The sequence below is a fragment of the Acidimangrovimonas pyrenivorans genome (assembly GCF_042643245.1).
Lineage (GTDB): Bacteria > Pseudomonadota > Alphaproteobacteria > Rhodobacterales > Rhodobacteraceae > Acidimangrovimonas > Acidimangrovimonas pyrenivorans.
On the sequence record NZ_JBHRSK010000008.1, the window covers coordinates 124,977 to 136,173 of the forward strand.

Sequence of the window (11,197 nt, forward strand, 5' to 3'; positions counted from 1 at the left end):
TGACGAGAACTCGATATTGATTTGCCTATCGTTCTTCCTAGAACCTGCGGCAAAGTGAAGCTAGGAGGAGCGGATGGCGCTGACCACCGACGAAATCGTTGTGCGCGTGCAAGAGATCATCGCCGATCACGCCGCGCAGGAAGGGCCGCTGCTGCCGATCCTGCACGATGTGCAGGGGGCTTTCGGTTACGTGCCGCGCGACGCGCTGCCGGTGATCGCCTCGGGGCTGAACCTCAGCCGGGCCGAGGTCCATGGCGTGATGAGCTTCTACCACGATTTCCGCGAGGACCCGGCCGGGCGTCACGTGCTCAAGCTGTGCCGGGCCGAGGCCTGCCAGGCGATGGGCGCCGACCGCGTCGCCGCCCATGCCCGCGGCAAGCTCGGCATCGCGTGGCACGAGACGACGCAGGACGGTTCGGTGACGCTCGAGCCGGTGTTCTGCCTCGGCCTCTGTGCCTGCGGCCCGGCGGCGATGGTCGACGGCAAGCTGGTCGGCCGGCTGGACGAGGCGCGGGTCGACGAATTGCTGTCGGAGGTGGGCCGATGAAGATCTACGTCCCCCGCGACGCCGCCGCCAAGGCGCTGGGCGCCGATGCCGTCGCCGCCGCGGTCGAGAAGGAGGCCGCCGCCCGCGGCCTTGACGTCTCCGTCGTGCGCAACGGCAGCCGCGGCATGATCTGGCGCGAGCCGCTGGTCGAGGTCGAGACCGGGGAGGGCCGCATCGCCTTCGGCCCGGTGACGCCCGGCGACGTGCCGGCGCTGTTCGAGGCCGAGTTCGGCGACCACAAGCTGGCGCTGGGCAAGACCGAAGAGATCGACTGGCTCAAGCGCCAGACCCGGCTGACCTTCGCCCGCTGCGGCGTCATCGACCCGCTCAGCCTGTCGGACTACGAGGCCCAGGGCGGGCTGGAGGGCCTGCGCCGGGCGCTGTCGATGTCGGCCGAGGAGATCGTGGCCGAGGTCACCGAGAGCGGGCTGCGCGGCCGCGGCGGCGCCGGCTTCCCGACCGGGATCAAGTGGAACACGGTGGCCGGGGCGCAGGCGGATCAGAAATACATCGTCTGCAACGCCGACGAGGGCGACAGCGCCACCTTCGCCGACCGCATGCTGATGGAAGGCGACCCCTTCACCCTGATCGAGGGCATGGCGATCGCCGGCCTCGCGGTCGGGGCGACCAAGGGCTATGTCTACATTCGTTCGGAATACCCCGACGCCATCGCGGTGATGGAGGAAGCGATCCGCATCGCGCGCGAGAACGGCGTGCTGGGGGCGGACGTTTTGGGCTCGGGCAAGGCCTATGACATCTGGGTGCGGGTCGGCGCCGGCGCCTATGTCTGCGGCGAGGAAACCAGCCTGCTCAACAGCCTGGAAGGCAAGCGCGGAGTGGTGCGGGCGAAACCGCCGCTGCCGGCGCTCGAGGGCTTCCTGGGCAAGCCGACGGTGGTCAACAACGTCATCTCGCTGGCCTCGGTGCCGGTGATCCTGCAGAAGGGCGCGGCCTTCTACCGCGACTTCGGGCTGGGCCGCTCGCGCGGCACGATCCCGCTGCAGATCGCCGGCAACGTGCGTCACGGTGGCCTTTTCGAATGTGCCTTCGGTTTGACGCTGGGCGAGATCGTCGACGAGATCGGCGGCGGCACCGCCAGCGGCCGGCCGGTCAAGGCGGTGCAGGTCGGTGGCCCGCTGGGCGCCTATTTCCCGCGCGCGCTGTTCGACACGCCCTTCGGCTACGAGGAATTCGCCGGCAAGGAGGGCCTGATCGGCCATGCCGGGTTGACCGTGTTCGACGACAGTGCCGACATGCTGCAGATGGCCCGCTTCGCGATGGAGTTCTGCGCCATCGAAAGCTGCGGCAAGTGCACCCCCTGCCGGATCGGTGCGGTGCGCGGGGTCGAGACCGTCGACCGCATCGCCCGCGGCGACGCTGACGCCATCCCGCTGCTCACCGACCTGTGCGAGACGATGAAGCTCGGCTCGCTCTGCGCCCTTGGCGGTTTCACGCCCTACCCGGTGATGAGCGCCCTGACCCATTTCCCCGACGACTTCACGGGCAGCCAGAAGGAGGCGGCCGAATGAGAGATTTCATCATTCCCACCAGCCTGGATCAGGATTTCGGCACCCCGGAGAGCCGGTCGACAGAAATGGTGACGCTGACCATCGACGGCTTCGCGGTCACGGTGCCCGAGGGCACCAGCGTGATGCGGGCGGCGAAGGAGACCGGGATCAGCATCCCGAAACTCTGCGCCACCGACAGCATCGAGGCCTTCGGCTCCTGCCGGCTCTGCGTCGTCGAGATCGAGGGCCGCAACGGCACCCCGGCCTCCTGCACCACGCCGGTCGCGCCGGGCATGGTCGTGCATACCCAGACCGGCAAGCTGGCCAAGCTGCGCCGCGGGGTGATGGAGCTCTACATCTCCGACCACCCGCTGGACTGCCTGACCTGCGCCGCCAACGGCGATTGCGAGCTGCAGGACATGGCCGGCGCCGTCGGCCTGCGCGATGTCCGCTACGAACCGGGCGACAACCATTTCGAGCCGCGCCAGAACGGCGAGGCCAACCCGCAATGGGCGCCGAAGGACGAGTCGAACCCCTATTTCACCTTCGATCCGTCGAAATGCATCGTCTGCTCGCGCTGCGTCCGCGCCTGCGAGGAGGTGCAGGGCACCTTCGCCCTGACGATCCAGGGCCGGGGCTGGGACAGCAAGGTCTCGGCCGGGATGGCGGGCGATGATTTCCTCGGCTCGGAATGCGTGAGCTGCGGCGCCTGCGTCCAGGCTTGCCCGACCGCCACGCTGCAGGAGAAATCGGTGATCGAGATCGGCACGCCGGAACGCTCGGTCGTCACCACCTGCGCCTATTGCGGCGTCGGCTGTTCGTTCAAGGCCGAGATGCGCGGCGAGGAACTGGTGCGCATGGTGCCCTACAAGGACGGCAAGGCGAACCGCGGCCACAGCTGCGTCAAGGGTCGGTTCGCCTATGGCTACGCCAACCACCAGGACCGAATCCTCAACCCGATGATCCGCGACAGCATCGACGCCCCATGGCGCGAAGTCAGCTGGCAGGAGGCGCTGGGCTTCGCCGCGCAGAAGCTGCGCGCGCTGCAGGCCGAGTACGGGCGCGAGTCGATCGGCGTCATCACCTCGTCGCGCTGCACCAACGAGGAAACCTTCCTGGTGCAGAAACTGGCCCGCCAGGTCTTCGGCAACAACAACACCGACACCTGCGCCCGGGTCTGCCACTCGCCCACCGGCTATGGGTTGGGCCAGACCTTCGGCACCTCGGCCGGGACCCAGGATTTCGACTCGGTCGAGCATTCGGATGTCGTCATCGTCATCGGCGCCAACCCGACCGACGGCCACCCGGTCTTCGGCAGCCGTCTGAAGAAGCGGCTGCGCCAGGGCGCCAGGCTGATCGTCATCGACCCGCGCCGGATCGACCTGGTGAAGTCGCCGCATATCCGCGCCGCCCATCACCTGGCGCTGAAGCCGGGGACCAACGTGGCGGTGCTGACGGCTCTGGCCCATGTCATCGTCACCGAGGGGCTGGCGGACGAGGACTTCATCCGCGGGCGCTGCGAGTGGGACGCCTTCCAGGACTATGCCGAGTTCGTCTCGGACCCGGCCCACAGCCCGGAAGCGGTCGAGGCGATGACCGGTGTGCCGGCGGCCGAGCTGCGGGCGGCGGCGCGGCTGTTCGCGACCGGCGGCAACGGGGCGATCTACTATGGCCTCGGCGTCACCGAGCACAGCCAGGGCTCGACCGCCGTCATCGGCATCGCCAACCTCGCCATGCTGACCGGCAATATCGGCCGGCCCGGCGTCGGCGTGAACCCGCTGCGCGGCCAGAACAACGTCCAGGGCTCCTGCGACATGGGCAGCTTCCCGCACGAGCTGCCGGGCTATCGCCACGTCAAGAACCCCGAGGTGCGCGAGATCTTCGAAAGCCTCTGGAACACCAAGATCTCGGATGAGCCGGGCCTGCGGATCAACAACATGCTCGACGCCGCCGTCGATGGCAGCTTCCGCGGCATCTACATCCAGGGCGAGGACATCCTGCAATCGGATCCCGACACCCATCACGTCGCCGCCGGGCTCAAGGCGATGGACTGCGTCATCGTCCACGACCTGTTCCTCAACGAGACGGCGAACTACGCCCATGTCTTCCTGCCCGGCTCGACCTTCCTCGAGAAGGACGGCACCTTCACCAATGCCGAACGGCGGATCAACATGGTGCGCCGGGTGATGGCACCCAAGAACGGCTATGCCGACTGGGAAGTGACGCAGGAGCTGGCCCGGGCGATGGGCGCCGACTGGAATTACAGCCATCCCAGCCAGGTCATGGACGAGATCGCGGCGACGACGCCCAGCTTCGCCAATGTCACCTATGACAAGATCGAGGCGATGGGCTCGCTGCAATGGCCCTGCAACGACACCTATCCGGACGGCACGCCGATCATGCATGTCGACGGCTTCGTCCGCGGCAAGGGCAAGTTCATCCGCACCGAATACGTCGCCACCGACGAGAAGGTCGGCCCGCGCTTCCCGCTTCTGCTGACCACCGGGCGGATCCTCAGCCAGTACAATGTCGGCGCCCAGACCCGGCGCACCGGCAACGTGGCCTGGCACCCCGAGGACCTGCTGGAGCTGCACCCGGTCGATGCCGAGGATCGCGGCATCAAGGATCACGACTGGGTCCGGCTGGCCAGCCGCGCGGGCGAGACGACGCTGCGGGTGCGGGTCACCGACCGGGTGGCGCCGGGGGTGGTCTACACCACCTTCCACCACCCCGAGACCCAGGCCAACGTCATCACCACCGATTTCTCGGACTGGGCGACCAACTGCCCGGAATACAAGGTGACGGCGGTGCAGGTGACGCCCTCGAACGGACCCACCGACTGGCAGCTGGAATACGAGGCGCAGGCCAGGGCCGCGCGCCGCATCCTGCCGGCGGCCGAGTGACCATGGCCGTCCGCGACACACATCGCCCGCTTCCGCGCCAGGCCTTCCGGGCCGGGCGCTTCGAGGGCGGGGCGAGGGCGCTGCCCGAGGAGGTGCCGGTGGCGCTGTCCTTCAACGGCTCGACCCAGGCGGTGATGATGGCGACGCCCGGCGACCTGCGCGATTTCGGCATCGGCTTCGCGCTGACCGAGGGCATCGCGGCGCCCTCCGAGATCACCTCGGTCGAGGTGGTCGAGCAGGAGGCCGGGATCGACGTGCAGATGTGGCTCGTGGATGAGGCGCAGGCGCGGCTGGCCGCCCGGCGGCGCCACATGGCCGGGCCGGTGGGCTGCGGCCTCTGCGGCCTCGACAGCATCGAGGCGGTGCTGCGCAAGGTCACCCCGGTGGCCGAGAGCGATTTCGCCCTGACGCCGGGTGAAGTCACCCGCGCCATGGCCTCCTTGCCCGGTCATCAGAGCCTGCATGACGTCACCCGCGCCGCCCATGCCGCCGCCTTCTTCACCCCCGAGAAGGGCGTGGTGCTGGCGCGCGAGGATGTCGGCCGGCACAACGCGCTCGACAAGCTGGCCGGTGCCATGCTGCGCAGCGAGACCGCGGCGAAAGGCGCCGTGGTGCTGACCAGCCGGGTCTCGATCGACATGGTGCAGAAATGCGCCGCGCTCGGGGCGCCGGTGCTGATCGCCGTCTCGGCCCCCACCGCCCATGCCGTGCGGGTGGCCGAGGCCGCCGGCATCACCCTCGTCGCGCTCGCCCGCGGCGACAGGTTCGAGGTCTTCACCCGGCCCGACCGCATCCTTCCGACACCGTCTTCCAGAGGGGCCTTCGATGTCGCCTGACAAGCTGATCTACATGGCGAACCAGATCGCCACCTTCTTCGAATCGAAACCGCATGACGAGGGCGTCGCTGGCGTCGCCGCCCATATCAGCGATTTCTGGGAGCCGCGGATGCGGGCCCAGTTCTTCGAGCTGATCGACAGCGGCGCCGAGGGCTTCAAGCCGCTGGTGCTGGAGGCCGCGCCCAAGGTGCGGCGGCCGCAGCACGCCTGAGCCCCTGCACCGGAGCCTTGAGCGCCCGTCGCACGCGTGCCAGAACGGGCCGGAGATCCTGAGGAGGACCCCCGGCCATGGCCAACACGCTCTACGACGCCCTCTTCGCCCCGCTTGCCGGGCGCGACAAAGCCTTCTTGATCCTGCCCGACGGGCGCGAGATCTCGGGCGACGCCTTCCTGCGCATGGTGGCGCGTTTCGCCCATGCGCTGCGCGGCGCGGGGGTGGAACCGGGCGACCGCGTCGCGGTGCAGATCGCCAAGTCGCCCGAGGGGCTGGCGGTCTATGCCGCGGCGGTGGCGGCCGGGGCGATCTTCCTGCCGCTGAACGTTGGCTACACGGCTGACGAGATCGACTATTTCCTCGGCAACGCGACGCCGAAGGTCTTCCTCTGCGACGGCACCAAGGCCGCGGCGCTGGCGCCCGTCGCCGCGCGGCATGGCGCGGCCCTGATGACCCTGAGCGGCGACGGGTCAGGCACCTTTACCGACGCGGCCGAAGGCCAGCCCGAAACCATCGACCCGGCCCCCCGCGGGCCGGAGGACCTGGCCGCCTTCCTCTACACTTCGGGCACCACCGGGCGCTCGAAGGGGGCGATGCTGAGCCACCGCAACCTGCTCTCCAACGCGCAGGTGCTGGCCGACTACTGGCGCTTCACCGAAGAAGACGTGCTGCTGCACGCGCTGCCGATCTTCCATACCCACGGCCTCTTCGTCGCCTCCAACGTCTCGCTGCTGACCGGCGGCGCGATGATCTTCCTGCCGGCCTTCAGCGTCGACGAGGTGCTGCGGCTGATGCCGCAGGCGACCGCGATGATGGGGGTGCCCACCTTCTACACCCGTCTCCTGGACGATCCGCGCTTCACCCGCGAGGTCGCCAAGGGGATGCGGCTGTTCACCTCCGGCTCGGCGCCGCTCTTGGCCGAGACCCATGTCGCCTTCGAGCAGCGGACCGGCCACCGCATCCTCGAACGCTACGGCATGACCGAGACCAACATGAACACCTCGAACCCCTATGACGGCGAGCGCCGGGCCGGCACCGTCGGCTTCCCGCTGCCCGGGGTCGAGCTGAAGATCACCGATCCCGAGACCGGCGCGCCCCTGCCGCAGGGCGAACCCGGCATGATCGAGGTGCGCGGCGAGAACGTCTTCCAGGGCTACTGGCAGATGCCCGAGAAAACGGCCGAGGAACTGCGCGCGGACGGGTTCTTCATCACCGGCGATATCGGGGTGATGGATGCCGACGGCTATGTCTCGATCGTCGGGCGGCAGAAGGACCTGATCATCACCGGCGGCTACAACGTCTATCCCAAGGAGGTCGAGCTGGTGCTGGACGAGCAGCCCGGCGTGCTGGAATCGGCCGTCATCGGCGTGCCGCATCCGGATTTCGGCGAGGCGGTCTTTGGCGTGCTGGTGGCCGCGAAGGGCGAGACGCCGGACGAGGGCGCGATCCAGGCGGCGCTGGGCGGCAAGCTGGCCAAGTTCAAGCAGCCCAAGGGGCTGGCTGTGGTCGAGGCGCTGCCGCGCAACACCATGGGCAAGGTGCAGAAGAACATCCTGCGCGAGATGTTCGCCGACCGGTTCAAGGGGTAGGGGCGGCTCATCGCCGCCCGTCGGGTGCTCCTCGCGGGCGAAGGCATCCCGACGGGGCGGATGAGCGTCCCGTCAGTCGAAGGTCCCCGTCACCCGGCCGAACAGCATGAAGGCGCGGGCGGTGCGGGTCTCGGCCAGCGCGGCGATCTCCTGGTCGCTGGCAGTGGCCTCGAAACTGGCGAAGGTCTTGTCGAACTGGCGCAGGAAGTGATGCGCGGCGTCGCGGAACACCGGGTCGGTGCGCATCCGCCCGGCGGTCAGCGCCAGGCTCGAGCGGTCGCGCACGCCGCCCAGCCCGGCGATCGCCCGCCCGCGCTCGCCCTGGGCGAAGCGGCGCCAGATCTCGGGCCGCGCCCGGTCGGGCTTGAGGTCGTCCATGTAGATGCCGTCCTGGCTGAGCAGGGTCAGAACGTCCTGGGCGGCACGGATCAGCCGGGCGATGTCGCGGTCGTCGAGCGCGGCGCGCAGGGCGCGGAAGCCCTCCTTGTCATCCGGCGATTCGGGGAAGTTCAGCGCGGTGATGAAATCCGCCGCCGCGAGCGGCGGCCGCAGCGCCTCGGCCGGGGTGCCGAGCGCCAGAGTCGGCTGTTCGTCGCCCGCGCTCTCTTCCGGCACCGCCAGGGCCGCCCGGCGGTCGGCCGAGGGCACCGTCTGGGTCGCGTCGCGGCGCGAGCTGAAGGTCGCCAGCGCGGTCTCGGTCTGGCGCTGGGCGGCGGCCAGCTCGTCGATCTTGCGCTCGACCTCGGGCTTCACCCCGCTGGCGGCGGCCTGGCTTTGCTGGATATAGGCGCTGCGCATCGCCTCGACCGTGGCCTGCAGCCGCGCCGCCTCTTCGCGCATCTCGCGCAGGCTGCGGGCGCTCAGCACCGCGACCCAGATCATCGCCACCGGCAGGAAAACCGCCAGCAGCGTCATCACCGCGGTCAGCGCGCCGCTGTTCGAGACGGCGCCGCCGGTCATCACGAAGAAGGTGCCGATCGCGATCACCCAGATCACGGTCAGCGCCGCGGCGAACACCTCGGTCGAGCCGAAGCGCGGCGGGTCGTCCCGGCCGCCGAAGCTGCCGAATCTCGTCGCGCGGTCCTGTTTGGCCTCAGGCATCGGGGGACCCTCGCCCGGATCAGATATAGCGGACGCTCAGAATTTCGTAACTGCGTTCGCCGCCCGGGGTCCGGACCTCGACGCTGTCGCCTTCCTCCTTGCCGATCAGGGCGCGGGCCAGCGGCGATTTCATGTTCAGCAGCCCGCGTTCGAGATCGGCCTCGGCCTCGCCGACGATCTGGTAGGTCTTTTCCTCGTCGGTATCCTCGTCGACCAGCGTCACCGTGGCGCCGAACTTGATCGCCCCCGACATCTTGGCCGGGTCGATCACGTCGGCGCGGCCGAGGATCGATTCCAGCTCCTTGATCCGGCCCTCGATGAAGCTCTGCTTCTCGCGCGCGGCATGGTATTCGGCGTTCTCCGACAGGTCGCCATGTTCGCGCGCCTCGGCGATGGCGCGGATGATCGCCGGCCGCTCCTCGGACTTGAGGGTTTTCAATTCGCCATCGAGCGCGGTGTAGCCCGCGCGGGTCATCGGGATCTTTTCCATCGGTCACTTCGCAAAAAAGACGCCACTGCGGCCCAAAGACCGTGGCGTCGTCAGGTGTTCCTGCCGCTCACCTCACCCCAGCGCCGGCCGGAATGCAAGTCCTTTGGCGCAGCGCGCCGGCGCGCGCGACCGGGTTTTGCCGCCCTGCAGCGCTAACATGCGAAAATTATGCTGCAGCGCAGCCGTGTCCGGCCTGTTTGATGCCGCGTCACGATTGACCGGCGCTTGCCAGACGCGATAACGCTGTGCCGGGAAAACACAGGCTATGCAGGGCGCCGGGACCGCGCCGGGAAGGGGAGAGGGATGACCGAGACTGTCCGCGAGGCGATGGAATACGATGTCGTGATCGTCGGGGCCGGCCCCGCCGGGCTGTCGGCGGCGATCCGGCTCAAGCAGCTCGACGCCGATCTCAACGTCGTCGTGCTCGAGAAGGGCTCCGAGGTCGGCGCCCATATCCTGTCGGGCGCGGTGCTCGATCCCTGCGGCCTCGACGCGCTGATGCCCGACTGGAAGGAGAAAGGCGCACCGATCACCGTGCCGGTGCGCGAGGACAATTTCTACATGCTGGGCGAGGCCGGACAGATCCGGGTGCCGAACTGGCCGATGCCGCCGCTGATGTCGAACCACGGCAACTACATCGTCTCGATGGCCAATGTCTGCCGCTGGATGGCCGAGCAGGCCGAGGGCATGGGCGTCGAGATCTTCCCCGGCATGTCCTGCTCGGAACTGGTCTGGGCCGAGGACGGCTCGGTCAAGGGCGTCGTCGCCGGCGAGTTCGGCAAGAACCCCGACGGCACCCCGGGCGAGGCCTACGAGCCGGGGATGGAGCTGCACGGCAAATACGTCTTCCTGTCCGAAGGCGTGCGCGGCTCGCTGTCCAAGCAGGTGATCGAGAAGTTCGACCTGTCGAAAGGCCACTGCCCGCAGAAATTCGGCCTCGGCATGAAGGAAATCTGGGAGATCGACCCGGAGAAGCACCGCGAGGGCACGGTTACCCACACCATGGGCTGGCCGCTGAACAAGAACGCCGGTGGCGGCTCGTTCATCTATCACATCGAGAACAACCAGGTGTATATCGGCTTCGTGGTGCACCTGAACTACGCCAACCCGCACCTCTATCCCTACATGGAGTTCCAGCGCTTCAAGCACCACCCGATGGTGGCCGAGCTGCTCAAGGGCGGCAAGCGCGTCGCCTACGGCGCGCGGGCGATTTCCGAGGGCGGCTGGCAGTCGATCCCCAAGGTCGTGGCGCCGGGCGTGGCGCTGCTGGGCTGCTCGGCCGGCCTGGTCAACGTGCCGCGGATCAAGGGCAACCACAACGCGATGCTGTCGGGCAAGGCGGCGGCCGAGGCGGCCTACGAGGCGCTCCAGGCCGGCCGCTCGGGCGACGAGCTGACGGGCTACGAGGACGAGCTGCGCACGGGCCCGATCGCCAAGGACCTGAAGAAGGTCCGCAACGTCAAGCCGATGTGGTCGAAATGGGGCCTGACCGCCAGCCTCGCCTTCGGCGGGCTGGACATGTGGACCAACAGCCTGTTCGGCGCCTCGCTGTTCGGCACCCTGCGCCACGGCAAGACCGATGCCGCCTCGACCGGCGAAGCCAAGGATTACCCGAAGATCGACTATCCCAAGCCCGACGGGGTGCTGAGCTTCGACCGGCTGACCAACGTCTCGTTCAGCTTCACCAATCACGAGGAAAGCCAGCCCTGCCACCTGCAGCTCAAGGACCCGAGCGTGCCGATTTCGGTCAACCTGCCGAAATTCGACGAGCCGGCGCAGCGCTACTGCCCGGCCGGGGTCTACGAGGTGCTCGACGGCGAGGGCGGGCCGACCTTCCGGATCAACTTCCAGAACTGCGTCCACTGCAAGACCTGCGACATCAAGGACCCGAGCCAGAACATCAACTGGACCACGCCCCAGGGCGGCGACGGGCCGAACTATCCGAACATGTGAGAATTGCGTGATCGGCGGCGGCTGGGCGCCGCCGCCGCATTGCCACCGGCGGCGGG

General features: G+C 68.6%; 9 protein-coding genes. 7 read left to right on the forward strand and 2 right to left on the reverse strand.

Annotated elements, in window-relative coordinates; genetic code table 11:
• Nucleotides 1–73 precede the first annotated feature (73 nt).
• From ACFOES_RS12910 to ACFOES_RS12935, 6 genes are all read left to right on the forward strand, one after another.
• Nucleotides 74–547, forward strand: a complete 474-nt coding sequence (locus ACFOES_RS12910; RefSeq protein ID WP_377833706.1) for a formate dehydrogenase subunit gamma — start codon at nt 74–76, stop codon at nt 545–547.
• A complete protein-coding gene (locus ACFOES_RS12915; protein ID WP_377833707.1) occupies nt 544–2,076 on the forward strand; it encodes a formate dehydrogenase beta subunit in 1,533 nt (510 codons plus the stop codon). The genes ACFOES_RS12910 and ACFOES_RS12915 overlap by 4 nt, the downstream gene beginning before the upstream one ends.
• Entirely contained in the window at nt 2,073–4,958 is a 2,886-nt protein-coding gene (fdhF, locus tag ACFOES_RS12920; protein WP_377833708.1) for a formate dehydrogenase subunit alpha, read from the forward strand. Before ACFOES_RS12915 ends, fdhF begins: the two co-directional genes overlap by 4 nt.
• Before the next feature lie 2 nt (nt 4,959–4,960).
• A complete protein-coding gene (fdhD, locus tag ACFOES_RS12925) occupies nt 4,961–5,794 on the forward strand; it encodes a formate dehydrogenase accessory sulfurtransferase FdhD (protein ID WP_377833745.1) in 834 nt (277 codons plus the stop codon).
• Nucleotides 5,784–6,005 (forward strand): formate dehydrogenase subunit delta, encoded by a 222-nt coding sequence (locus tag ACFOES_RS12930; protein WP_377833709.1) that lies wholly within the window; start codon nt 5,784–5,786, stop codon nt 6,003–6,005. The genes fdhD and ACFOES_RS12930 overlap by 11 nt, the downstream gene beginning before the upstream one ends.
• 77 nt (nt 6,006–6,082) lie before the next feature.
• Complete coding sequence (locus ACFOES_RS12935; RefSeq protein WP_377833710.1) at nt 6,083–7,597, forward strand: malonate--CoA ligase; 1,515 nt, start codon at nt 6,083–6,085, stop codon at nt 7,595–7,597.
• A gap of 72 nt (nt 7,598–7,669) precedes the next feature.
• Here the strand turns inward: ACFOES_RS12935 and ACFOES_RS12940 are convergent, their stop codons facing one another.
• Together ACFOES_RS12940 and greA are read right to left on the reverse strand one after the other, a co-directional pair.
• On the reverse strand, nt 7,670–8,698 hold the full coding sequence (locus tag ACFOES_RS12940; RefSeq protein WP_377833711.1) for a hypothetical protein: 1,029 nt from the start codon (nt 8,696–8,698) through the stop codon (nt 7,670–7,672).
• 19 nt (nt 8,699–8,717) lie between these two features.
• Nucleotides 8,718–9,188, reverse strand: a complete 471-nt coding sequence (gene greA, locus ACFOES_RS12945) for a transcription elongation factor GreA (protein WP_377833712.1) — start codon at nt 9,186–9,188, stop codon at nt 8,718–8,720.
• Nucleotides 9,189–9,491: 303 nt separating this feature from the next.
• Here greA and ACFOES_RS12950 point away from each other — a divergent pair, with 303 nt between their 5' ends.
• Nucleotides 9,492–11,141: an electron transfer flavoprotein-ubiquinone oxidoreductase gene (locus ACFOES_RS12950; RefSeq protein ID WP_377833713.1), complete on the forward strand. Its 1,650-nt coding sequence runs from the start codon at nt 9,492–9,494 to the stop codon at nt 11,139–11,141.
• The last annotated feature ends 56 nt before the right edge of the window (nt 11,142–11,197 follow it).